This is a genomic window from Demequina salsinemoris, assembly GCF_000974805.1.
Taxonomy (GTDB): domain Bacteria; phylum Actinomycetota; class Actinomycetes; order Actinomycetales; family Demequinaceae; genus Demequina; species Demequina salsinemoris.
Window position 1 is genome coordinate 264,650 of the sequence record NZ_BBQZ01000002.1, and the last position, 23,808, is coordinate 288,457.

The window sequence follows — 23,808 nt, forward strand, 5'->3', positions numbered from 1 at the left end:
GGCAGCAGCCGGTCGGGCCTCGTCGTGCGAACGTGGCGCTCAGGAGGAGCGGAAGCTGGCTCGCGATCGTGCAGGGCTTCGGTGGCATGCGGGCGACCGAGGACGGGCTGCGGTTCGCGCCCTTCTGCCCCGCTCCGTGGACGAGGTTCCGGTTCTCGATCCGATACCGCGGACGTCTGCTGCGGGTGACGGTCGGCACCGACGCCACCGAGTACCTCGTGGTCACGGGCCACGACCTCGAGGTCATGGTCAACGGGGATCGCGTCATGCTCAAAAGCGGAGAGGCGAGGGTCGTCCCCAACGTCGCGTAGGCGTCCAGGGGACGCCGCCCCCGCTGGGGTGGCCCTCGCATCGTCCCCGCGACGGACGGTGTCACGTCACCTACAGTGGGAAGGATGAGGCTCGGTCGTGCGACCGAGAGGTCGTGGGGTTCGAGGGGGACCGCATGGACGACGCTGCAGTCACCTCGGCGCGGATCCAGCAGGCCCGCGTCGGTGTCACGGTCTTCTTCGGCGGGGTCGGGGTGCTCGCCGCCACGTTCGTGTCCCGGGTGGCGAGCGTGCGTGCCGACCTCGATGTCTCCTCCGCCGAGTTCGGCACGGTGCTGCTGATCGGTGCCTGCGGCGGTCTCATGGCGTTCTGGTTCACCGGCGGACTCGTCGCAAGGCTGGGATCGCTGGCAGTGGGCAGGGGCTGCGCAGCCGGCATCGTCGCCGGGATCCTCCTGATGGCGGCGGCGACGATCATCGGCGCGCCATTCCTGTACGGGCTCGGGTTGTTCCTCGCGCTCGGCAACACGGAGATCCTCATGGGGACGCTCGGCGCGCAGGCCGCCGCGATCGAGCGGCTGGTCGAACGCCCGATCATGTCTCAGTTCCACGCGACCTTCTCGCTCGCGATGCTCGCCGGCCTGGCGTGGGGAGCCGGCAACTCGGCCCTCGGGGTCTCGGCAGCGATGCACTTCGTCGTCAACGGCGCCGTCGTGGGCGCGCTGTGGCTGACCGTGTCCCGCTGGGCGTTCCTCGGCGGGCGCGGCGTGGCGAGCCGGGAGGGCGCGAGTCCGCGAGGCGGATTCTTCGACGGGATCATGGCAGCCGTGCGCGAGCCCCGCACGCTCGCGCTGGGCTTCATCCTGCTGTTCGCCTTCACGACGGAGCTCGCGGCCGGCAACTGGATCCCGCTGGCCCTCGTGGACGACTTCGCCAGCACCGAGAGCGTCGCGACCGTGGCCTACGCCGGGGTGGTGCTCGCCCAGAGCCTCACCCGAGTGATCGGGGTGCCGACGTTGCAGCGCCTGGGGCGGGTGAGCACCCTGCGGGCATCAGCGGTACTCATCTGCGCGGGCGCGGCCGTATTCGCTCTGACGCCGGCGTTCTGGGCAGTCGTGCCGGCGCTGGTCGTCTGGGGCGTCGGGACGGCATTCGCCTTCCCCGTGGCCTTGTCTGCGGCGGCGGATGAGCCCACGGACGCGACGTCCCGGGTCGCGGCGGTGAACGTCTTCGGGACTGCGGGAGGGCTGGTCGCTCCGCTCCTCGTAGGCGTGATCGCAGAGTCCGTCGGCGTGCGTCAGGCGTTGCTGCTCGTGTGCGCGGCTGCCGCGGCGATCTTCATCCTGGCACCCGCGACGCGCGTGCCGGACTCGGTTCGCGATCACGTTCGCGCGAGTGAGGAGCCTCACTGACGTCGGGATCGGGCGCGTCCTCGTCGGCGAGGTGGACCACCGCATGCTCGTCCCAGGCGTCGACCTTCGCTGACTCGAGGGTGAGCTCGTACACGACCTCGCGCCACTGCGCGTCCTCGGTGATGCCGTCCGTGCAGCCGGGCACCTGCTCGTCGTACAGCCCCACGATCGAGGTGAATGGGACGTCGGCACCCACCTCGAGGTGGCTGTCGCGCGCCCGACGGGCGCGCGATCGGAGCGCTCGCAGATACATTCTTGAAGATGCGAATAACATGTGATGTGACACCCAGCGACCGCGGTGCGGAGTGAACCCGCGCGGAACACAAGAAGAGCCCCCGGCACCTTGGGGTGCCGGGGGCTCTCGCGAGCTTCTAGGACTTAGCAGTCGTAGTAGAGCTCGAACTCGTGCGGGTGCGGACGGAAGCGCAGCTGGTCGATCTCGGCCGAGCGCTTGTAGTCGATCCACTCCTCGATGAGGTCCTCGGTGAACACGCCGCCCTCAGTGAGGTAGGCGTGGTCGGCCTCAAGGGTGTCGAGCACCGCGGGAAGCGAGTCCGGAACCTGCGGGATGAGAGCGTGCTCCTCGGGGGGCAGCTCGTACAGGTCCTTGTCGACCGGGGCCGGCGGCTCGATCTTGTTCTTGATGCCGTCGATGCCCGCCATGAGCAGCGCCGCGAACGCGAGGTACGGGTTGCCGGACGAGTCGGGGGCGCGGAACTCGATGCGCTTGGCCTTCGGGTTCGAACCGGTGATCGGGATGCGGACGGCAGCCGAGCGGTTACGAGCCGAGTACACCAGGTTGACCGGAGCCTCGTAGCCCGGCACGAGGCGGTGGTACGAGTTGACGGTCGGGTTGGTGAAGGCGAGCAGCGACGAGGCGTGCTTCAGGATGCCGCCGATGTACCAGCGGGCCATGTCGGACAGGCCGCCGTAGCCGTTCTCGTCGTAGAACAGCGGCTCGCCGTCCTTCCAGATCGACTGGTGCACGTGCATGCCCGAGCCGTTGTCGCCGAAGAGCGGCTTCGGCATGAAGGTGACGGTCTTGCCGTTCTGCCATGCGACGTTCTTGATGACGTACTTGAACTTCATCAGGTCGTCACCGGCGTGCAGCATGGTGTTGAAGCGGTAGTTGATCTCCTGCTGGCCGGCGGTGCCCACCTCGTGGTGCGCGCGCTCGACGGACAGGCCGACCTGCTCGAGGACCTGGACCATCTCGTCGCGGAGGTCGGCCATCTGGTCGCCGGGGGAGACCGGGAAGTAGCCGCCCTTGATGCGGGTCTTGTAGCCGAGGTTCGGGCCACCGTCCTGCTCGGTCTCGACGCCGGTGTTCCACCAGGCCTCGGACGAGTCGATGTGGTAGTAGCCCTCGTGCTGGTTCGTGTCGAAGCGAACCGAGTCGAAGATGAAGAACTCGGCCTCGGGCGCGAAGTACGCGGTGTCGCCGATGCCGGTGGACTTCAGGTACTCGATGGCCTTGGTCGCGACGTTGCGCGGGTCACGGGAGTACGGCTCGTTCGTGAACGGGTCCACGATCGAGAAGTTGATCACCAGGGTCTTGGCGATGCGGAACGGGTCGATGAACGCGGTCGCGACATCCGGCAGCAGCTTCATGTCGGACTCGTTGATGGCCTGGAAGCCACGGATCGACGAGCCGTCGAACATGGCGCCATCGGTGAAGACGTCCTCGGTGAACTGCGATGCAGGAATGTTGAAGTGCTGCATCTGGCCGGGCAGGTCGCAGAAGCGGATGTCGACGAACTCGACGCCCTCCTCCTTGACGTACGCAATCGCCTCTTCGGCGGTCTTGAACATCCGATTGCTCCTTAGGAGAGACAGGTTGCTAGGACTAGCAACTCACACCCTAGGGCCACGCTGTTGCCCCCGCATTCACCTGTTGTTTCCGGCGTGTTACATCCGTGTGAAAGGTGATGGCGAACCAGGGAATTCTGTCTCCTGAGAATCGCATAATCTTGTCTTCATGCCCCAGGACGACACCGCAGCTGCCGATGCTCCGCGCGCTCCCCTGGGGCGCAGGGTCCTCGGCCTCGCCATCGACTGGTCACTGTCGCTCCTGGTCACGTCGGCATTCCTGCGCGCGCCGGGCATCGATGTCGCCGACCTGACGATGCTCGAGAGGGTGTTCTTCGCCGGCAACCAGTGGGCGACTGTCGCGGTGTGGGCGGTCCAGCATCTGGTGCTCGTCGCGACACTGGGCACCACGATCGGACACAGGGCCGCCGGCCTGCGCGTGGTGCGCGAGGACGGGGCCCCCATCGTGGGGCTGCGCGCCGCCGCGATCCGCACCGTGCTGACGGTGCTCGTGCTGCCCGCGCTCTTCACGGACGCGACCGGGCGGGGATATCACGACTCGATCGCGGGTACCCGGCTCGTCCCGACGCGCTGAGCCGCCCGCTCAAGGCGGCCACCGCATCGTCCAAGTGCGGTCCGAAACCGTCCACTGGGTGACGAACCGGCCCTCGAGGCGACCACCAGTGTCCACTGGGGCGCTCGACGCCAGTGCCGCGTCCCATCGGACGCTCAGCGTCGTTTCTGCGCCCGTGCCGCGTCCCAGTGGACGATTCAGTACCGCAGGCGCGCGGCGACGACGTCAGGGGAGAGCACGACGCCGGGGCCGCCAGGACGATGCGGTGGTCGCGCAGACGGGACTTCGCCAGCATCGTCCAGGAACGACGAAGCCGACGTCCCCCGGAGGGGACGTCGGCTTCGTGACAGCAGAACGGCTCAGCGGCCGCGCATGCCCTTGCGGTCGGCACGTGCGCGCATCGGGTCGACGCCCTTCGGCATCGGCAGCTGAGCGCCGCCCATGGCCTTGAGACGCGCGTGCACGGCGGCCTGCTCGTCCTTGTTGAGCCCCTTGGTGAGACCACGGCCGTAGGTCTGCTTCTTGACGCCGCGGATCGCCTTGGAGATGTCCTTGATCGCGACCTGGCCCTCGCCATCGCCCGCGTAGATCGGCGTGACCTTGACGCCAGAGGCCACCTTGGCCGGGCGCGCCTTGACCTTGTCGACCTGCTTGCGGGCCGCGGGGCCCTCGGCGAGCAGCACGATGCCGCCGACGCCGACGCCGTAGAACACGATGCCCTGGCCGCGCTGATCCACGGCGATCGGGTTCTCCTCGAACTGCCATCCGCGGCGGATCGACTGGGCGACGTACAGGGACCCGCCCATCTGACCCTCCATGCGGGCGAAGGCGGCCTTCTCGAAGCGGCGCGTGAGGAAGAAGAGGTCCGCGAGCACCGCGAGCAGCACGCCGAGGATGATCGCGTAGACCATCACGATGGTGCTGTCCACGACCAGCCCGGTCACGACGGCGGCACCGATGATCACCACCGGGATGAGGATCAGCGCGGGCAGCAGCATGCTGTCCTGCGGCTTGGTGAACTTGTACGCCTGCGCGATCAGGTGATACCAGCGCTGCTTCTTCTCGGGCTGCTCGTTCTTCGCCATAATGCGGCCAAGTCTAGTGGGTGCGTCAGGCGCGTCGGGCCCGCCGAGCCGTCAGCTCCTGGCGAGCAGGGACGACGCCTCCTGGCGGGCCTCGACGGGCTCGCCCAGATGCTTGAGCGCCTCGGGGATCGGGCGTCCCTTGCTGGTCATCGCCTGGCCCCACAGCCGGCCGGCGCGGTACGACGAGCGAACGAGCGGTCCGGACATGACGCCGAGGAATCCGATCTCCTCGGCGGCCTCGGACAGGTCGACGAACTCCTCGGGGCGCACCCACCGGTCGACCGGGTGGTGGCGCGGGCTCGGACGCAGGTACTGCGTGATGGTGAGCAGATCGCAGCCCGCGTCATGGAGGTCCTGGAGCGCCTGGAGGACCTCGTCCATCGTCTCGCCCATGCCGAGGATGAGGTTCGACTTCGTGACGAAGCCGTCGGCCTGCGCGCGCGTGATCACCTCGAGCGACCGCTCGTAGCGGAACGCGGGGCGGATGCGCTTGAAGATCCGGGGCACGGTCTCGACGTTGTGCGCGAGCACCTCGGGGCGGGAGGAGAAGACCTCGGCGAGCTGGTCGGGATCGGCGTTGAAGTCGGGGATCAGCAGCTCGACGCCGGTGCCGGGGTTGAGCGCGTGAATCTGCCGTACGGTCTCGGCGTACAGCCAGGCGCCGCCGTCCTCGAGGTCGTCGCGCGCGACGCCGGTGACGGTCGAGTACTTGAGGCCCATCTCCTTGACCGACTGCGCGACCTTGAGCGGCTCGGCGCGGTCCAGGGGAGAGGGCTTGCCCGTGTCGATCTGGCAGAAGTCGCACCGGCGCGTGCACTGGGCGCCGCCGATGAGGAACGTCGCCTCGCGGTCCTCCCAGCATTCGAAGATGTTCGGGCAGCCCGCCTCCTCGCACACCGTGTGCAGGCCGCCGCCCTTCACGAGCGACTTGAGCTCGTTGTACTTGGGGCCCATGGTCGCCTTGGTGCGGATCCACTCGGGCTTGCGCTCGATGGGGGTCTCGGCGTTGCGGGCCTCGATGCGCAGCATCTTGCGGCCCTCGGGTGCGGGGGTCACACGGTCTCCTTGAGGGGGGCGGTCGCGGCGGGAGCGCCTGCGGCAGGGGTCGGGTGGAATCGTACGTCGGCCAGCGCCCGCTCGAGCGCGGGCAGGACGTGGGGGACGGCCTCCTGGATGGTGACCTCGCGCCCGAGCTCGGCGCTCAGGGACGTCACGTCGGCATCCGAGATGCCGCACGGGACGATGCGGTCGAACTCGGTCAGGTCGGGCGAGCAGTTCAGGGCGAAGCCATGCATCGTCACGTCCTTCGCGACGCGCACGCCGATCGCGCAGATCTTGCGCTCCCTGCGGCCGTCCGAGGCGGGCAGCCAGACGCCTGAGCGCCCCTCCACCCGCATCGTCTCGAGGCCGAAGGCCGCGCAGGCGTCGATGATCGCCTGCTCGAGCGCGCGCACGTACCGGACCACGTCGACAGGCTCGGCGAGGCGCACGATCGGGTAGCCGACCAGCTGGCCGGGGCCGTGCCACGTGATCTTGCCGCCGCGGTCCACCTCGACCACGGGCGTGCCGTCGAGGGGGCGGTCCCACGACGCGGTGCGTCGGCCCGCGGTGTAGACGCTATCGTGCTCCACGAGGACGATGCTGTCCGGGCTGGTGCCGGCGACGACGCCGTCGTGCAGGGCACGTTGGCGGGCCCAGACGTCCGTGTAGTCGAGCGGCCCGTCGGGGAGCAGGTTCAGGATCTCCACCGCACAAGGCTAACCCGGTTTCCTGAACACCAAGGCGACGTGTCAAATACCGGGAATGGGGCCGCATCGCAGTGCGTTGCCTGGGTCATCGACGCTGTGCCACGTACGAGCCTTGAAGGAGAGACCCGCTGTGAAGCACGCCTGGATACGACCAGTCCTCGTCGTCCTCGCCATCGTCGGATGGCTCGGAGTCGGCGGCGTGGGAGGACAGACCTTCGGGAAGCTGTCGGACGTGCAGGAGAACGACTCGGCCGCGTTCCTGCCCGCGAGCGCCGAGTCGACCGAGGCTGCCGAGGCACATGCGGGCTTCGTGCAGTCGGACTCCGTCCCCGCGCTCCTCGTCGTCGAGGGAGGCTCCGCTGAGGACGTCGCCGCGGTGCAGGGCTTCGTCGACGACCTGCTTGAGGAGCCACTCGAGGGCGACCCCGACGGCAGGACGGTCGGCGATGTGATCCTCACAGGACCGGGCGGGCTCGGGCCGCAGGCCACGGCGTCGGACGACGCGGAGGCCACGCTCGTGACGTTCGCCGTCGATGCGGACGTCTTCGCGGAGCAGGTGGGCGAGGATTCGTTCGCGACCGTGTTCGTCGACACCGTGCGTGCCTCGTGGGAGGAGGCCGACCTCGGCCTCGCGGGGTACCTGACCGGGCCTGCGGGACTCGTGGCGGACCTGTCAGAGGCCTTCGCGGGCATCGACGGCATCCTGCTGCTCGTCGCCCTCGCGGTGGTGCTCCTCATCCTGCTGATCGTCTACCGCAGCCCCGTGCTGCCGTTCCTGGTCCTCGCGACGGCGATGCTCGCCCTGACGGGGGCGATCATCGCGGTCTTCGCCCTCGCGGACGCGGACGTGATCACGCTCAACGGCCAGAGCCAGGGCATCATGTTCATCCTCGTCGTCGGAGCGACCACCGACTACTCGCTGCTGCTCGTCGCGCGCTACCGCGAGGAGCTGCTGCGCACCAGGTCCCCCTACGCCGCGCTGGGGACCGCGTGGCGTCGGTCTCTCGAGCCGATCGCGGCCTCCGCGGGCACCGTCGTGCTCGGACTGCTCGTGCTGCTGCTGAGCGACCTCAAGTCCAACTCGTCGCTCGGCCCCGCCGGAGCGATCGGCATCGTCGCATCGTTCCTCGCCGCGCTCACTCTCCTGCCCGCGCTGCTGCTGATCGGAGGGAAGCACGCGCGAGGTGTCTTCTGGCCGGCCATGCCTCGCTATCGAGGGGACGACGCGCCGGCCGACCCCGTGCACGCCGACCTGTCTCCCGAGGAGCGCGAGAAGGTCACGGCCGCGCTCGAGACCAAGGCCGGTGTGTGGGGCAAGGTGTCCCGCATGGTCGATGCGCGTCCGCGCGTCGTCTGGGCCGCGGCCGCGGTGGGGCTCGCTGTCTTCGCGGCGATGCTTCCCACATTCCAGTCCGGCGGGCTGGGGGAGCGGGACGTCTTCCTAGGCGAGGTCGAGTCGATCGAGGGCTTCGACGTCCTCGAGGCGCACTTCGACGCGGGAGCGACATCACCCATCCGCGTGATCGCCTCCGTCGACGAGGCCGATGCCGTGCTCGCCGCCGTGTCCGATGTCGAGGGCGTCGACGAGGCCTACCTGCTCACCGCGTCCGTCGCGGCGGGAGCGCCCGCAGGCGTCGTGCCCGGCGAGGAGCCGCTCGTGGTCGACGACCGCGTCGAGATCGTGGCGGTCACCCAGGTCGCCGCGTCGTCCGTCGAGGCCACCGAGATCGTCGCCGACGTGCGCGAGGAGGTCCACGCGATCGACCCGTTCGCGCTCGTGGGCGGTCAGGCCGCGGAGACGCTCGACACGCGACTGACCTCGGAGCGCGACCTCCGCGTGATCCTGCCCACGATCCTCCTGGTGATCCTCGTGGTGCTGATGCTCCTCCTGCGCGCGGTCGTCGCGCCGGTGCTGATCATCCTCGCCAACGTGCTGAGCTTCGCCGCCACGATGGGGCTGTCGGCCGTGGTCTTCAACCACGTGTTCGGGTTCCCTGGGACCGATCCCGCGGTCCCGCTGCTCGGCTTCGTGTTCCTCGTCGCGTTGGGCGTCGACTACTCCATCTTCCTGATGTCCCGTGCCAGGGAGGAGTCGCTCGTGCACGGCAACCGGGAGGGCATGAGGCGCGCGCTCGCGGTGACGGGCGGCGTGATCACCTCGGCGGGCATCGTCCTCGCGGCGACCTTCGCGGCGCTCGGAGTCATCCCTCTGATCTTCCTCGCGCAGATCGCGTTCATCGTCGCGGTAGGCGTCCTGATCGACACGTTCGTCGTGCGATCGCTGCTGGTACCTGGGTTGGTCACCGACGTAGGCCGGGTCTCGTGGTGGCCCTTCCACAAGGGCATCGCCGACTGAGCGAACCCGATCCGCCCTGTGGAGAACCGACGCCGCAGGACACGCGGTGACAGCCTGGCCCCATGGACAACGGGGGCGAGGTCACTCAGCTCAGGCGCATCGTCGGGGTCGGCGAGGCGGCGTACGTCGCTGCCGGCGCCCGTGCCGAGGTGGTGCGCGCGCTTGCCGTGCCCGAGCTGCGAGCTCCCGACAAGGTGCTCATGCAGGGCGAGGCGGTGGTCGCGCTCATGCCCCTCACCGAGGGCGCCACGCTCGGGGACGTCATCCGCGCGACCGGACCGCTGTCCGCGGGCGGCTGCGTGTGGGTCGGCACCCGGGTGGCGAGGGCGCTCGCGCGTCTTCACCGCGCTGGCATGGCCCACGGCGCCGTCGAGGCGGACAACGTCGTGATCGAGTTGGGCCACGCGGTGCTTCTCGACACCGGCTCGGGAGTGACGTCCGCGACCCAGTCCGACGACGTCGCGGCCCTCGGACGCCTGCTGCGCGTGTCCGTCAGGGACGGCGACGCGGATGTCATGACTGCGTGGACGAATCCGATGTCCGCCGCGGACCCGGCGGCCAGGCCGACCGCGGCCATGGTCGCTCGGGCGCTGCCAGGCGCCGCGCAGGAGCGTCCCGTCGCGTTGCCGGGGCCGTCCGTCGCGTCCCGCATGCGCGACAGCGTGGGCGGGGTGGGTCGGGACGACGTCATGGGTCCGGGAGCAGCGGGCGCCCCTGCGCGATCGGTCGAGCGGGACGTTCGGGCGCCGGCTGCCGCCGCGCGGAGGGGTCCGGGGGCGCGGCGCGACCCTCGCTCCGACCACGCGGGCGCGCCGTCGGCGCCGCCCTCAGGCCCGTGGGCACGGCTTGCAGGGAGCCTCGAGACGACTCCTCGCCGGCTCGCCGGCCTGACGGGGCTGGCGGGCGCGGCGGTCGTCGCGAGCGGAGCGGCCGTGTGGCTGCTCATGGGCGCGGGCGCCGCCACCGCGGAGGATGCCTCGGCGGCGGCCGGGGCTGCCTCGAGCGCGACTGCTGTGCCCTCGGCGTCTCTCGATGTGGGTCAGAGCTCCGCGGCGAAGGGGGCGGCGGAGGAGGTCGAGGAGGCGCGCGCCCAGGCCGTCGATGACGGCCAGGCGACGATGGAGGATCCCGCTGACGCCGCGAGCACGCTCACCGAGCAGCGCTTCGCTGCGCTGGCCGACGGCGATGCGGCGGCCCTCATCGCCACCACGGCGCCAGGATCGACGGCGCGGGCCAGGGCCGAGGATCAGGCGGCAGCCGTCGAGGCGGGAGGGCTTGCCTACGAGGGCCTCTCGGTCAGGGTCGAGTCCGCAGAGGTCGGAGACGCCGATGAGGATTCCGCGACGGTCGTGCTCACGTACATCGCGTCGCCGCACACGGTCGTGATCGACGGGGAGCGAAGCGACGTGGAGGCCGCCCGCGAGACGGTCGAGCTCACGATGGAGGCGATCGAGGGGAACTGGCTTGTCAGCTCAGTGAGCGAACGATGACGCGATCCACTGCGCGGCGTCCTCGATGCGCGGGTGGTTCCACTCGAATCCGAGCCGAGTCAGGACGTCAGGCACCGCGCGCTGCGAGGACAGCAGGTCCTCGGCCGCGGGCCCCGCGGCGAGGCGCATCGTCCACGCGGGGACGGGGAGCCCCGGCGACCTGCCCAGCGCCGTCGAGAGCGCCGTGATGAGGTCGCGGTCGCGCACGGGGCTCGGTGCGACGATGTTGGAAGGCCCGTGGTGGTCGGACGTGAGGTGGAAGACGATCGCGCGCACCGCATCGTCCAGCGAGATCCACGAGTGCCAGGTGCTGCCCGCGCCCAGCTGCGAGATGAGTCCTCGGCGCACGAGCGGGAGCAGGCGTTGGGCGAAGCCACCGGTCGGCGCGAGGACGAGCCCCGTCCGCAGCGCGACGACGCGGGCACCTGCGTCCGCTGCGGGCGTCGCCGAGGACTCCCACGCGGTGCAGATCTCGGACAGGAAGGTATCGCCGGGCTCCGATCGCTCGGAGAGCCGCTCCTCGCCTCGCGAGCCGTAGTAGCCCATCGCCGACCCCTGAAGCAGGGTCGCGGAGGGGTTGGCCTCGGCGACCGCCTTGGCGATCGTGGTCGTCGAGTCGACGCGGGACTGGAGGACGACCTTCCTGTAGGCCTCGGTGAGTCGACGGTCACCGATCGAGGCGCCGGCGAGATTGACGATCGCGTCGGCGGAGGCGACGACGTCCAGGTCGATCGCGCCGCCTGCGGGGCTCCAGGACGACTCATGATCGCCCCGGGCCTGACGCCGCACGAGGGCGACCACATCGTGGCCGCCCTCGTGCAGTGCAGAGGTGAGCGCCGTCCCGATGAGGCCCGAGGCCCCGGAGATGACGACTCGCATGGTCGGTTAGAGGTCGAGCTCGGACTCGAACTCGCCGGCCTCCACGATCTTCTTGACCGTCTGCAGGAAGCGAGCGGCGTCCGCGCCGTCGACGATGCGGTGGTCGTAGCTGAGCGGGAGGTAGGCCATCGGGCGGATCGAGATGACGTCCTCGCCGTCCGGGCCCTTGACGACGACCGGCTTCTTGACGATCGCGCAGGTGGCGAGGATGCCGACCTGGGGCGCCGGGACGATCGGGGTGTCGAACAGCGTGCCGCCCGAGCCCGTGTTGGTCACCGAGAAGGTGCCTCCGGAGATCTCGTCCGAGCTGAGTCCGCCGTCGCGCGCCTTGGTGGCGAGGTCGACGATGCCCTTGGCGTGGTCGACGATCGTCTTGGAGTCGGCGTCCTTGAGCGTCGGGAGCATGAGGCCCTTGGGGGTGTCCACCGCGAGCGACAGGTTGACCGTCGGGTGGTAGACGATGGTGTTGTCCACGACCGACGCGTTGAGGAAGGCGTGCTCCTGCAGCGCGATCGAGACCGCACGGGTGAAGAACGGCAGGAACGTGAGGTTCACGCCGTGCTTCGCGGCGAAGGCGGACTTGCTCTTGGCGCGCAGCGCGAAGATCTTGGTGCAGTCGACCTCGACGACGGAGGTGAGCTGCGCCATGCCGTGCAGCGACTCCATCATCTTGTCGGCGGTGATCTTGCGGATGCGGGTCATCTTGACCGTCTGACCGCGCAGCTCGGATACCTCGACCTCGTTGGCCGAGGATGCTGCGGCGGGAGCGGCCGCGGAGGCTGCGACAGGAGCGGCAGCCGCGGGCGCCGGGGCGGCCTCGGCTGCGGCGATCACGTCCTCCTTGCGGATGCGTCCGCCCACGCCGGTGCCGGCGACGGCGGCCAGGTCGACGCCGCGCTCGGCCGCGAGCTTGCGGACGATCGGCGTGACGTAGCCCGAGCCACCGACCGGGGCGGCCGCGGCAGCGGGAGCCGCAGGAGCTGCGGGGGCGGGGGTGGGAGCAGCAACGGGCGCCGGAGCAGCAACGGGGGCCGCCGCGACAGGCGCGGCGGGAGCCGGAGCAGCAACGGGAGCGGGTGCGGGTGCGGGTGCGGCAGGCGCGGGGGCCGGGACTGCCGAGGCGTCACCGATGCGGGCGAGGACCGCGCCGACCTCGGCGGTCTCGTCCTCGGGGACGACGATCTCGAGGAGCGTGCCGGCGAACGGCGCGGGGACCTCGGTGTCGACCTTGTCGGTGGAGACCTCGAGCAGCGGCTCGTCGGCCTCGACGGTCTCGCCGACCTCCTTGAGCCAGCGGGTGACGGTGCCCTCGGTGACGGACTCGCCGAGTGCGGGCAGCGTGACCTCGCGGCCACCGGCGGCGGGTGCGGCGGCAGGAGCGGCAGCGGGCACCGGTGCGGCGATGGGCGTCGGGGCGACGGCCATCGGCGCGGGCGCGGCCGGGGCCGGAGCGGCCTCGGCGACGGGAGCGGCAGGCGCCGGCGCGGCGGCCTCGGAGGCGTCGCCGATGCGGGCCAGGATCGCGCCGACCTCGACCTCGTCGTCCTCGGCGGCGAGGATCTCCAGGACGGTGCCGGCGACGGGCGACGGGATCTCGGTGTCGACCTTGTCGGTCGACACCTCGACCAGGGGCTCGTCGACCTCGACGGTGTCGCCGACGTTCTTGAGCCAGCGGGTGATGGTGCCCTCGGTGACGGATTCGCCGAGCGCGGGGAGCGTGATGTCGTTGCTCATGAGTGTGGGGTTCCTTCTGTCGAATCAGTCGTGGGCGTGCAGCGGCTTGCCGGCGAGCGCGAGGTGGGCCTCGCCCAGGGCCTCGTTCTGGGTCGGGTGCGCGTGGACCAGCGGTGCCACGTCCTCCGGGTGCGCGTCCCAGCTGACGATGAGCTGAGCCTCGCCGATCTGCTCGCCGACGCGGGCGCCGAGCATGTGGACGCCCACGACCGGGCCGTCGACCACGCGGATCAGCTTGATGAAGCCCGTGGTGCCCAGGATCTGGCTCTTGCCGTTGCCGCCGAGGTTGTACTCGACGGTCGCGATCGCGTCCGCGCCGTACTTCTCCGCTGCCTTGGCCTCGGTGAGGCCGACCGAGGCGACCTCGGGCTCGCAGTAGGTGACGCGGGGGATGTTCGACTCGACGATCGGCTGGGGGTTCAGGCCCGCGATCTGCTCGGCGACGAAGATGCCCTGCTGGAAGCCGCGGTGCGCGAGCTGGAGGCCGGGGACGATGTCGCCGACCGCGTAGATGCTGCCGACGCCCGTGTGCAGGCGCTCGTCGGTGAGGACGAAGCCGCGGTCCATGTTGAGGCCCTGCTGCTCATAGCCGAGCGAGGCGGTGCGGGGGCCGCGACCCACCGCGACGAGCAGGATGTCGGCCTGCTGCGTGGTGCCGTCCTCAAGGGTGACGGCGACGCCGTTGGCGTCCTGCGTGACGGACTGGAAGCGCTTGCCGACGGTGAAGCCGATCTTGCGCTTGCGGAACGCGCGCTCGAGGCCCTTGCTCAGGGACTCGTCCTCGTTCGGGGCGAGGTGCGGCAGCGCCTCGATGATGTGGACCTCGGAGCCGAAGCTCTTCCACACGGACGCGAACTCGACGCCGATGACGCCGCCGCCGAGCACGATCGCGGAGCCGGGGACGTAGTCGAGGTTGAGGGCCTGGTCGGAGGTCATGACGCGGCCGCCGATCTCGAGGCCGGGGAGGGAGCGCGCGTACGAGCCCGAGGCGAGGACGATGTTCTTGCCGGTGTAGCGCTCGCCGCGGACCTCGATAGCGTCGGGGCCGACGAGCGTGCCGTGGCCCTCGATCATGGTCACCTTGCGGGACTTGATGAGGCCCTGGAGGCCTTTGTAGAGGCGGTCGATGACGCCCTGCTTGTAGGCGTTCACGCCGTTCATGTCCACGCCGGTGAAGGTGGTGCTCACGCCGATCGACGGGCCGTGCGCGGCGGTCTCCGCGACCTCGGCCGCGTGCAGCAGCGCCTTGGTCGGGATGCAGCCGTTGTGGAGGCACGTGCCGCCGACCTTCGACTCTTCGACGAGGCCGACCGTGAGGCCGAGCTGGGCGGAGCGCAGCGCCGCGGCGTAGCCGCCGGAGCCGCCTCCAAGGATCAGTACATCAAACGAGCGCGGGGTCAACTCGGACACTATTCGTTCTCCTTGTAAGGATGTCGGTACGCCCCATCTTGCCACCTGGCGCGCTTCGTGCGAACCGGGGACGCGGTGACCTAGTCTGGGTGCATGTCCTTCCTGTCCAGGATCTTCGGCTCGCGCAAGGCGGCGAGTCCCGAGTCGGGTTCACAGTCCCGCAGCGCTCAGGCGCAGACGATCGCCCATTTCAAGGAGTTCGCGGCCTCTCGCGAGGGCTGCGAGGCGTTCATCGAGCCCGCGACGCGTGTGACGCAGACGACGATGGTCCTGGTGGCAGGCTCGGGGGAGTGGACGCGTCGCAAGGTGCCGGACGAGGTCGCCGCCCGCAAGGTCGCCACCCAGCTCGGAGTGCCCGCGTTCGACGTCAACCTCTCCGGTTATCCGTCGCGCATGCGGGAGTGGAACGAGACGCATCGCAAGCCGCTGTAGCGGTCGCGGGATCGGCTCGGGGAGGGCAAAGCCCTTCAAATCTCCCGGTGATGGTCGATTACCAGGTCACACGGGGTTCGCGAGTAGCATGGCGGACACGACACCCGTCGATCGGAGCGAGTCGCCATGGATGCGCGCGAGCAGCGGTGGGATCGCGATGGGCTGGGGGCGTTCTCGTTCGCCTGGCTTGACGCGGTGCCCGACCTTGTCGCGTGCGTCGCCCCGGATCTGAGCCTGATCTACACGAACCGTTCGTTCGAGGACGCCACCTCCTGCGCGTTCCTGGACGATGCGGGCCGGAGCCTCGCCGACCTCCGCCCGTTCGGCGACGCGACGGCCGAGGTCGTCGCCTTGATCGAGGAGGCCAGGGACGCCTGGGGCCGCGACTCTGCGGAGGGCGAGATCCACTGGCAGGTGTCCTCGCTGGTCGATCGCTGGTTCGTGATCAGGGCCCGTGCGGAGAGGGACCCGGCCCAGGCGATCCGACGGGTGGTGGTCACGGCCCGTGAGATCACGAGATTTCGCAGGACCGAGCGCGCGCTGCGCGAGCGGGAGGCGGAGTTCAGGGCGCTCGTCGAGAACACCCCGGACAACATCGTCCGCTACGACGCGGACGGGATCGCGACCTACTGCAACCAGGAGATCGCCCTGTCCACAGATCTCGATGCCAGGGAGATCATCGGCAAGCGGCCCACAGAGTCGGCCGCGTCCTTCATGACAGGCATCGAGGAGTACGAGCGGGTGCTCATGCGCACGCTCGCCACGGGCGACCGCGGTCACGCGGAGCTCGTCTTCTCCCGCGGCGACCGCGGCGGCGATCAGTCGGTCCACAGCATCCTGTTCACCGCCGAGCGTGACGAGACAGGTGCAGTTGTCGGCGCGCTCGCCGTGGGCCGCGACGTCACCGAGCTGATCGAGTCCCGCCAGCGGGCCCGCGAGGGCGAGCGCGAGTTCCGCACGCTCGCGGAGAACGCCGAGGATCAGATCGCGCGCTGGGACGTCGATGAGCGGTACACGTACGCGAACCCTCGCATGCTGGGCATGCTCGGCAAGCCCGCCGAGGAGGTCATCGGCGAGCACGCGTTCACCACAGCGCTCGGGGGCGACATGGTCGGTCGAGAGGCGGTCAGGCGCATCCTCGACGGAGGGCCCGCGGAGACCATCGAGGCGGCGTTCTTCGACCCGCGCGAGGGAACGCATCGCGTGCACGAGATCCGCTTCGTCCCGGAGCATGACGACGCGGGGCGACTCATCGGCGTGCTCGGCATCGGTCGCGACATCACCGACTCCGTCCGCGTGCGTGAGGACCTCGACCGGCTCGCGCACACCGACGCGCTCACGGGCCTCGCGAACAGCCAGGCCTTCCACGAGCAGGCGCCTCGGATGCTCGCCTCGGCCTCTCGTGCGGGACATGAGGCAGCCATCCTGCTGCTGGATCTCGACGGCTTCAAGGCCGTGAACGACACGCTGGGACACGCCGGCGGCGACAGGGTGCTGCAGGCCGTGGCCGACAGCGTCGCGCGCAGACTCAGGCCCTACGACCTCTTCGCGCGGCTCGGCGGTGACGAGTTCGCGATCCTGATCGAGGACATCGGCCACGAGCACGACCTGGGCGCGATCACCGCGAAGATCCAGCGCGCGCTGTCCGAGCGCGTGACCGATCACGGGACGGGGATCCGTGCGAGCATCGGCGTCGCGCTCTTCCCCGAGGACGGCGAGACGGTCGAGGAGCTCGTCCAGCACGCGGACATGGCGATGTACCAGGCCAAGCGTACGGCGCACTCGGCCGTCGAGTACTTCCGTCCCGAGCTCGCCGAGACGCTGGGCCGCCGCACGACGATCGAGAAGGCGCTCGAGGGTGCCGACCTGTTCGCGCAGCTGAGCGTGCACATGCAGCCGATCCACACGCTGAGCGTCGAGTGGGGCCCCACGTATGCGGAGGCGCTGCTGCGGTGGCGGCATCCGACGCTCGGCGACGTCTCACCCGCGGAGTTCATCCCCATCGCCGAGGAGATGGGCGCGATCGGACGGATCGGGCGCTGGGTGCTCGAGCAGGCGGCCGCGGCGGTCGTCGCGTGGAACGCTGGCAGGCCCGAGTCCCGGACGATCGCCGTGTCCGTGAACGTGTCCACGAGCCAGTTCGCGCTCGACGACATGGACCTCGCGGTCGAGGCCGCGCTCGCCGCGACGGGGTGTCGACCGGAGTGGCTGGTGCTCGAGATCACGGAGAGCCTGCTGCTCGAGGACTCCGACGCCGTCCAGGGCGCGCTCACGCGGCTGCGGGCGCGCGGCGTGCGCATCGCGATCGACGACTTCGGCACGGGGTACTCCGCGCTGCACTATCTCGCACGCTTCCCGCTGGACGCGCTGAAGATCGACCGCAGCTTCGTGAGCGGGCTGGGGCTCGACTCCGAGCACGACGAGGTCGTGAATGCGCTGATCGCGCTCGCCCGCGTGCTGAGGCTCCGGGTCGTCGCCGAGGGGGTCGAGACCCAGGAGCAGCTCGAGATCGTGAGCCGCTTCGGCGTCGATCACGTCCAGGGGTTCCTGCTCGGGCGACCGACCCCGGTCGAGCTGTTCGCCGAGGCGTTCCTTCAGGACGCGGGGAGGTCCTAGCGCCGCACGCGCCGTGGAGACGACGAGACCCGCGCACCGCTTGAGCGGCACGCGGGTCTCGTGAAAGGCACGGGTTACGCCGTCGCGTGGTTCTCGATCAGCTCGAGCAGCGTGCGGACCGAGTGGCCGGTCGCGCCCTTCACGGTCCAGCCCCACGGGCTGCCCTCGTTGAACGCGGGACGCGCGATGTCGAGGTGCGCCCACGGGGTGTCGCCCACGAACTCCTTGAGGAACAGGCCCGCGGACAGCATTCCGCCCATGGGGTCGCCGATGTTCTTGAGGTCGGCGACCTGGGAGTCGAGCGCGGCGCGCAGGTGGCCGGGCAGCGGCATCGGCCAGAAGTCCTCGCCAGCCCGCTCGGAGGCCTCGACCACCGAGGCGCGGACGGCCTCGTCGCCCATGACGCCCGAGGTGCGCGAGCCGAGGGCCACTCCCTGGGCACCCGTGAGCGTCGCGACGTCGAGCACGATGTCGGGGTTCTCCTCGATCGCCTTGGCGAGGCCGTCGGCCATGACCAGGCGACCCTCGGCGTCGGTGTTCATGACCTCGACGGTCTTGCCGCCGTAGATCTTGATGACGTCCGACGGGCGCTGCGCGGTGCCCGACGGCATGTTCTCAGCGAGGCACAGCCACGCGGTGACGGTGACCGGCACCTGTGCGCGTGCCGCGGCCAGGGTGGTGTGCAGGACCACAGCGGAGCCCGACATGTCGGACTTCATGGTCTCCATGCCCTTCGGCGGCTTGAGCGAGATGCCGCCGGTGTCGAACGTGATGCCCTTGCCGACCAGGGCGACGTGGCCCCTCGAGTCCTCGGGAGCCCACTGCACCTTCACCAGTCGGGGCAGGCGCGAGGAGCCCATGCCGACGCCGAGGATGCCGCCGAAGCCCTCCTGCGCGAGGCGCTCGGGCTCCCAGACCTCGACCTGCACGCCGACCGCGGTCGCGATCTCCTGGGCGATCGCGGCGACCGCGCCCGGGTACATGTCGCGCGGAGGGGTGTTGACCAGGTCGCGCACGCCGGCGATCGCGGCGACGAGGATCGACGCGCGGTCGATCGCGGCGTCGGAGGCGCCTGCGACGAGCCACGCGGTGCCTGCCCACGGCTCCTCGCCCTCGGCGGGCTCAGCGGAGGTCTTGTAGTCGCGGAAGGTGTACGCGCCGAGCACGGCGCCCTCGGCGATCGCGGTCGCGGCGGCGTCGTCGGCCGCCGGGATCGCGACGATGACGGTGTCGGGGTCGTCGCCGCAGCAGCGAGCGGCGGTGCCCGCGGCCTCGCGCAGGTCGCGCGCGGAGGCCTCGCCGACGCCCACCAGGACGATGCGGCGGGCACCGGTGCCGGTGCCGGGCAGCACGGTCGTGGCGCAGCACTTGCCGTTGACACCGAGGAGGTCTGCCGCGGCCTGGAGCGGCGCGATGGCGTCGGCCGGGAGCTGCGGGTGGGCGAGGATCGAGCCCGAGGCGTCGACGCCGAGGATGAGGGCGTCGGCCTCGATCGACGTGACGATGTCGCTTGTGGCGTTCAGTGATGTCATGCCTCGAGCCTAGCCCCGACTACCGTGGAGCCATGTACGAGCTCGTCCTCACGAACCTCATCTACCGGATGGATCCGGAGTTCGCTCATCGCTTCGCCGTGAAGGGCTTCCGGTACGGCGGACGGACGCTGCGCGCGCTCGGCGGGAGGCGCGTCTTCCCGGCTCCCGGGGAGGGCGCAGCGGTGCACGCGCTGGGGCTCGACTTTCCCGCCCCGCTCGGGCTCGCGGCGGGGATGGACAAGAACGCCGAGGCCGTCGTCGGGCTCGCCGCCGCAGGCTTCTCTCACATCGAGATCGGCACGGTCACGGCGCGTGCGCAGCCAGGCAACGAGAGGCCGCGGTCGTGGCGCGAGAAGGACGTGCGGGGCCTGCGCAACCGGATGGGCTTCAACAACGAGGGCGCCGACGCGGTGGCGCGCCGTCTCGCGAGGCTGCGCTCCCGCAAGGCGGGCCGCGACGTGATCCTCGGCGTCAACATCGGCAAGACGAAGGTGACCCCCGCCGAGGACGCGCCGACCGACTACGGCTACTCCGCTCGCCTGCTCGCGCCGTACGCCGACTATCTCGTCGTGAACGTCTCGTCGCCGAACACCCCCGGCCTGCGCGACCTTCAGTCCACGGAGGCGTTGCGGCCGATCCTCGAGCACGTGCGCATCGCCGCGGACGATGCGGCGGGGGACCGGTACGTGCCCCTCCTCGTCAAGATCGCGCCGGATCTCGCGGATGAGGATGTCGACGCGGTAGCGGACCTTGCCCTCGAGCTCGGCCTGGACGGCATCGTCGCGACCAACACGACGATCGCCCACGACCGGGGGCCGGGTGGTCTCTCGGGCCCGCCGGTGCGTGCCCGTGCTCTCGAGGTGATCTCGCGCCTGCGCGCCCGCGTGGGGGAGGGGATGTGCCTGGTCGGCGTCGGCGGCATCACGACGGTCGAGGACGCGCAGGCGATGCTCGACGCGGGAGCCACCCTGCTGCAGGGCTACACGGCCTTCGTGTACGAGGGCCCGGCGTGGCCCGCACGGATCAACGCGGGCGTCACGCCGCGACGGTGACCCGCTCCCGGGCGACGCGCCCGGGGAGGTGGTGGCGCATCGTCCCGGTGGCGGCCGTCGCCCACCCGGCGACGAGAAGCGCGTAGAGGAGCACCGCGAGGCCGGTCATGGCGACCGAGCCTGTGTGCTTCGCGAGCTGGCTCGCGCCGGTCACGCACGTGCCGACCGGGAAGGTGAAGGCCCACCACGCGAGCGTGAAGGGCAGCCCCGCACGCGTGGTCCTGAGGGTGATCGCGAGCGCGATGGCGAGCCACAGGAGCGCGAAGCCCATCACCGGCACGCCGTAGAGCAGCGAGAACATCCGCAGCGTGTGAGGCTCGATGCCGAGCGCGTCGCCGGCGTTGTCGGCGAGGATGCCGACGGCCGTGATCGACTGGCCGAGCGGTCCGAGCACGATCCACAGCGTCGGCACGGCGGCGGCCGCGCCCACCTGGTGGTGCGACAGGCGGTTCCACACCGAGGCGATCACCATGATCGCCGCGAGGCCGCTCAGCCCGAACATCGCGTAGCACGCGAGCGCGAGGGTCCTCGCGAGCTCCCCGTCGACGTACGGCAGCAGCATCCCGCCGGTGGCGGCCGACACCATCGGAGGGACGACGGGCATGAGCCACGCCCCCGATGCGGCGTCGGGTGCGACGCGGTGGCGCGTGAACGCGAGCACGGGAACGCCGACCGCGGTAGCCAGCCCCAGCATCGTCCCGAGGATCCACAGCACCGCGTCGATGCCCACCGCGAGGCCCTCGCCGAGCAGCGGCTGCGCGACCACGAGCGTCGCCGCGCCATACGCGAGAAGGCCCATCGCCTGGGCGCCGAAGAAGTAGGACATGCCAGGGTCGTCGAGGTAGCGGCGCACCGCGCCGCGATCGTCGACGTAGTGGGCGACGGTCACGGCGACCGCGCCGACGAGCAGCACGGTCGCCACGGCCCAAGCCGCCCATGCGAGCACATCGAGCGCAGGGGAGGACACGGGGAGCGTCGCGGCGGCCGTGCCGAGGATCGAGGTGCCCATGACCATGGCGAACCAGTTGGGGGTGATGGCGGGAACGGTGGCGCGGGTGCTCATGCGTCCACGGTCCCAAGTTCCTGTGGTGATCGGTAGGGTGAGTTCCGTGGGTATCCACAAGACTGGATTGTGGGAGGTGCGATGTCGGGGACGACGCTGGATGAGCTGCGGATGATCGTCGCCGTCGAGCAGCACGGCAGCCTCACGGCCGCCGCGCAGGCGCTCGAGGTCACCCAGCAGGCCGTCTCGCAGCGCATGCGAACCCTGGAGCGGCGATGGGGGCTGTCGCTCTTCGCGCGCACCGCGCGCGGCACGACGCTCACGGACCACGGCAAGCTCGTCGCCGAGTGGGCGGCGACGCTCGTCGGTCAGGCGGAGGCCTTCGACTCGGCGGTCGCCTCGCTGCGCAGCGACCGCGCCGCGCGGGTGCGGGTCGCCGCGAGCCTCACCATCGCCGAGCATCTCGTGCCGGGCTGGCTCGTGACCTACGCCGCGGACCCCTCCGCCGCCCACGTCGAGCTCACCGGCGTCAACTCCGTGACCGTCGCGCAGCGCGTGCGCTCAGGGGAGGACGACCTGGGGTTCATCGAGACGCCCGACCCGCCCGAAGGTCTCGCGAGCCTCGTCTTCGCTCAGGACGAGGTGGTGCTGGTCGTCGCGCCCGGACATCCGTGGGCGCGGCGCACGTCAGTCTCGCCCGCGGAGGTCGCGCGCACGCCCCTCGTCAGCCGCGAGGCCGGTTCCGGTACTCGGCTCACGATGGAGCGGTCGCTCGAGGCGGTCGTCGGGGCGGGGAAGGTCGTCGCGCCGGCCGCGGAGCTGTCGACCACTGCGGCGGTGCGCGCGACGATCATCGCCGGCGGGGGAGTCGGCGCGCTCAGCGGCCTCGCGGTCAGGGATGACATCGCGGCCGGCCGCCTGCGCAGGGTCACCGTGGACGGTCCCGCGGCCGTGCGGCCGTTCGCGGCGGTCTGGGACCCCCGGCGACGGCTCGCCCCGGGCGCCTCGCGGATCCTCGAGATCGCGTCGGCGCGGGCCTGACCGGTCTCGGGATCTCAGGGTCTCGGGATCTCAGGAGATTCTGCGCGAGACCGGGAACGCGGGCGCCGCATCGAGCGTTGAAGACTGTGTACGCACCTGCCAGGCGTACGCAGTGCATTGTTTTCTCCTTTGAACGTGCGCTGGCCCCCGGGTCTGGGACATAGCCCGGGGGCCTTCGCATGTTCGGACCCGTCAGACCGGTCGCGTCGCCGGGCTCGACTGAGCGGTGCGCGCGGGATCGCTGACGACCTTGTCACCGAGCACCACATCGATGCGGGCCATGAGCTCTGTCGGGATCTCGACGCCGGACGCCTTCGCGTTGTCGACCACCTGCTGCGGGCGGGAGGCGCCGATGATCGCGGCCGCGACGTTCGCGTTCTGCAGGACCCACGCGATGGCGAGCTGAGCCATCGTGAGATCGAGCTCGTCGGCGATCGGCTTCAGGCCCTGGACCCGCTCGAGCAGCTCCTGGTCGTCCAGGAAGCGGGAGATCATCCCCTTGCCTCCCTTGTCGTCCGTTCCGCGAGAGCCCTCGGGTGCCGCCTTCCCCGGCAGGTACTTGCCGGTGAGGACGCCCTGCGCGACGGGGGACCACACGACCTGCGACAGGCCCGCCTCCTCGGACGCGGGCACCACCTCGCCCTCGATCACACGCCACAGCATCGAGTACTGAGGCTGATTGGAGATCAGGGGGACGCGCAGCTCCTTGGCGAGCGCCGCGCCCGCGCGGATCTGGTCCGCTGTCCATTCGCTCACGCCGATGTAGAGCGCCTTGCCCTGACGGACCACATCAGCGAACGCGAGCATCGTCTCCTCGAGGGGAGTCTCGTGGTCGAAGCGGTGCGCCTGGTACAGGTCGACGTAGTCGGTTCCGAGGCGGGTCAGCGAACCGTTGATGGACTCCAGGATGTGCTTGCGCGAGAGACCGACGTCGTTGGGGCCCTTGGGGCCGGTCGGGAAGTAGACCTTCGTGAAGATCTCGAGGCTCTCGCGGCGCTCGCCCTTGAGCGCCTCGCCAAGCACCTTCTCGGCGGCGGTGTTGGCGTAGGCGTCCGCGGTGTCGAAGGTCGTGATGCCGACGTCGAGAGCCGCGTTGACGCACGCGCGGGCCTGCTCGTTCTCGACCTGCGAGCCGTGCGTGAGCCAGTTGCCGTAGGTGAGCTCGGTGATCTTCAGGCCTGAGTTGCCGAGGTAGCGATAGTTGACCATGTCCTCCACCCTAGGACCGGCCGGCCGACGGTGGCGGGGCCGGGCATGACGAAGGCCCCGAGAATCGCTTCTCGGGGCCTTCGGACGATGCTGGAGAGAGCTGGGCGCGTGTCCGGCTCGGGGACCTGCTCAGACCTGGGCTGTGCTCAAACCTGGG

Annotated in this window: 20 protein-coding genes; 9 read left to right on the forward strand and 11 right to left on the reverse strand. The window is 70.4% G+C overall.

Going from position 1 to position 23,808, the window contains the following annotated elements:
- Positions 1 to 32 precede the first annotated feature (32 nt).
- Together AOP78_RS04805 and AOP78_RS04810 are read left to right on the forward strand one after the other, a co-directional pair.
- Positions 33 to 311: a glycosyl hydrolase family 65 domain-containing protein gene (locus AOP78_RS04805; protein WP_062202086.1), complete on the forward strand. Its 279-nt coding sequence runs from the start codon at positions 33 to 35 to the stop codon at positions 309 to 311.
- Between the two features lie 134 nt (positions 312 to 445).
- On the forward strand, positions 446 to 1,681 hold the full coding sequence (locus AOP78_RS04810) for an MFS transporter (protein WP_152659406.1): 1,236 nt from the start codon (positions 446 to 448) through the stop codon (positions 1,679 to 1,681).
- Here the strand turns inward: AOP78_RS04810 and AOP78_RS04815 are convergent.
- The gene (locus tag AOP78_RS04815) at positions 1,608 to 1,877 is read right to left on the reverse strand and encodes a hypothetical protein (protein WP_152659407.1); all 270 of its coding nucleotides are present in this window, start codon (positions 1,875 to 1,877) and stop codon (positions 1,608 to 1,610) included. The genes AOP78_RS04810 and AOP78_RS04815 overlap by 74 nt on opposite strands.
- Positions 1,878 to 2,059: 182 nt before the next feature.
- Positions 2,060 to 3,493 carry a type I glutamate--ammonia ligase gene (gene glnA / locus AOP78_RS04820; protein ID WP_062202089.1) on the reverse strand — a complete coding sequence of 478 codons (1,434 nt, stop codon included), beginning with the start codon at positions 3,491 to 3,493 and terminating at the stop codon, positions 2,060 to 2,062.
- Positions 3,494 to 3,659: 166 nt separating this feature from the next.
- On the opposite strand from glnA, the gene AOP78_RS04825 reads away from it, so the two are divergent.
- Positions 3,660 to 4,085 (forward strand): RDD family protein, encoded by a 426-nt coding sequence (locus tag AOP78_RS04825; RefSeq protein ID WP_062202090.1) that lies wholly within the window; start codon positions 3,660 to 3,662, stop codon positions 4,083 to 4,085.
- Between the two features lie 338 nt (positions 4,086 to 4,423).
- Here AOP78_RS04825 and AOP78_RS04830 read toward each other — a convergent pair whose 3' ends face one another.
- Genes AOP78_RS04830 through lipB form a run of 3 tightly spaced genes read right to left on the reverse strand, consistent with a single transcriptional unit; the run spans position 4,424 to position 6,897 of the window.
- Positions 4,424 to 5,149 (reverse strand): DUF4191 family protein, encoded by a 726-nt coding sequence (locus tag AOP78_RS04830; protein ID WP_062202091.1) that lies wholly within the window; start codon positions 5,147 to 5,149, stop codon positions 4,424 to 4,426.
- Positions 5,150 to 5,200: 51 nt separating this feature from the next.
- Positions 5,201 to 6,205 (reverse strand): lipoyl synthase, encoded by a 1,005-nt coding sequence (gene lipA, locus AOP78_RS04835; RefSeq protein ID WP_062202092.1) that lies wholly within the window; start codon positions 6,203 to 6,205, stop codon positions 5,201 to 5,203.
- Positions 6,202 to 6,897 carry a lipoyl(octanoyl) transferase LipB gene (lipB, locus tag AOP78_RS04840; protein WP_066730243.1) on the reverse strand — a complete coding sequence of 232 codons (696 nt, stop codon included), beginning with the start codon at positions 6,895 to 6,897 and terminating at the stop codon, positions 6,202 to 6,204. Before lipB ends, lipA begins: the two co-directional genes overlap by 4 nt.
- 130 nt (positions 6,898 to 7,027) lie before the next feature.
- Here lipB and AOP78_RS04845 point away from each other — a divergent pair, with 130 nt between their 5' ends.
- Both AOP78_RS04845 and AOP78_RS04850 read left to right on the forward strand, forming a co-directional pair.
- Positions 7,028 to 9,253, forward strand: a complete 2,226-nt coding sequence (locus tag AOP78_RS04845) for an MMPL family transporter (RefSeq protein ID WP_062202093.1) — start codon at positions 7,028 to 7,030, stop codon at positions 9,251 to 9,253.
- Positions 9,254 to 9,315: 62 nt separating this feature from the next.
- Positions 9,316 to 10,743, forward strand: coding sequence for a serine/threonine-protein kinase (locus AOP78_RS04850; RefSeq protein ID WP_062202094.1), 1,428 nt, complete (start codon positions 9,316 to 9,318; stop codon positions 10,741 to 10,743).
- Here AOP78_RS04850 and AOP78_RS04855 read toward each other — a convergent pair.
- Genes AOP78_RS04855 through lpdA form a run of 3 tightly spaced genes read right to left on the reverse strand, consistent with a single transcriptional unit; the run spans position 10,726 to position 14,766 of the window.
- Positions 10,726 to 11,622: a TIGR01777 family oxidoreductase gene (locus tag AOP78_RS04855; protein ID WP_062202095.1), complete on the reverse strand. Its 897-nt coding sequence runs from the start codon at positions 11,620 to 11,622 to the stop codon at positions 10,726 to 10,728. The two genes, AOP78_RS04850 and AOP78_RS04855, sit on opposite strands and share 18 nt — an antisense overlap.
- Positions 11,623 to 11,628: 6 nt before the next feature.
- A complete protein-coding gene (gene sucB, locus AOP78_RS04860; RefSeq protein ID WP_062202096.1) occupies positions 11,629 to 13,356 on the reverse strand; it encodes a 2-oxoglutarate dehydrogenase, E2 component, dihydrolipoamide succinyltransferase in 1,728 nt (575 codons plus the stop codon).
- Between the two features lie 24 nt (positions 13,357 to 13,380).
- A complete protein-coding gene (gene lpdA, locus AOP78_RS04865; protein WP_062202097.1) occupies positions 13,381 to 14,766 on the reverse strand; it encodes a dihydrolipoyl dehydrogenase in 1,386 nt (461 codons plus the stop codon).
- A gap of 93 nt (positions 14,767 to 14,859) precedes the next feature.
- Between lpdA and AOP78_RS04870 the strand changes: the two genes are divergently transcribed.
- A complete protein-coding gene (locus AOP78_RS04870) occupies positions 14,860 to 15,198 on the forward strand; it encodes a hypothetical protein (protein ID WP_062202098.1) in 339 nt (112 codons plus the stop codon).
- 126 nt (positions 15,199 to 15,324) lie between these two features.
- Entirely contained in the window at positions 15,325 to 17,814 is a 2,490-nt protein-coding gene (locus AOP78_RS04875) for a sensor domain-containing protein (protein ID WP_062202099.1), read from the forward strand.
- 74 nt (positions 17,815 to 17,888) lie between these two features.
- Here the strand turns inward: AOP78_RS04875 and AOP78_RS04880 are convergent, their stop codons facing one another.
- The gene (locus AOP78_RS04880; RefSeq protein ID WP_062202100.1) at positions 17,889 to 19,346 is read right to left on the reverse strand and encodes a leucyl aminopeptidase; all 1,458 of its coding nucleotides are present in this window, start codon (positions 19,344 to 19,346) and stop codon (positions 17,889 to 17,891) included.
- Between the two features lie 32 nt (positions 19,347 to 19,378).
- On the opposite strand from AOP78_RS04880, the gene AOP78_RS04885 reads away from it, so the two are divergent.
- Positions 19,379 to 20,398: a quinone-dependent dihydroorotate dehydrogenase gene (locus tag AOP78_RS04885; RefSeq protein WP_062202101.1), complete on the forward strand. Its 1,020-nt coding sequence runs from the start codon at positions 19,379 to 19,381 to the stop codon at positions 20,396 to 20,398.
- Here the strand turns inward: AOP78_RS04885 and AOP78_RS04890 are convergent.
- Positions 20,382 to 21,461: a TDT family transporter gene (locus AOP78_RS04890; RefSeq protein WP_062202102.1), complete on the reverse strand. Its 1,080-nt coding sequence runs from the start codon at positions 21,459 to 21,461 to the stop codon at positions 20,382 to 20,384. The genes AOP78_RS04885 and AOP78_RS04890 overlap by 17 nt on opposite strands.
- An 81-nt stretch (positions 21,462 to 21,542) precedes the next feature.
- Here AOP78_RS04890 and AOP78_RS04895 point away from each other — a divergent pair, with 81 nt between their 5' ends.
- Positions 21,543 to 22,442, forward strand: a complete 900-nt coding sequence (locus AOP78_RS04895) for a LysR family transcriptional regulator (protein ID WP_062202103.1) — start codon at positions 21,543 to 21,545, stop codon at positions 22,440 to 22,442.
- 192 nt (positions 22,443 to 22,634) lie between these two features.
- On the opposite strand, the gene AOP78_RS04900 is transcribed toward AOP78_RS04895, so the two are convergent.
- On the reverse strand, positions 22,635 to 23,651 hold the full coding sequence (locus AOP78_RS04900) for an aldo/keto reductase family protein (RefSeq protein ID WP_062202104.1): 1,017 nt from the start codon (positions 23,649 to 23,651) through the stop codon (positions 22,635 to 22,637).
- Positions 23,652 to 23,808: the final 157 nt, after the last annotated feature.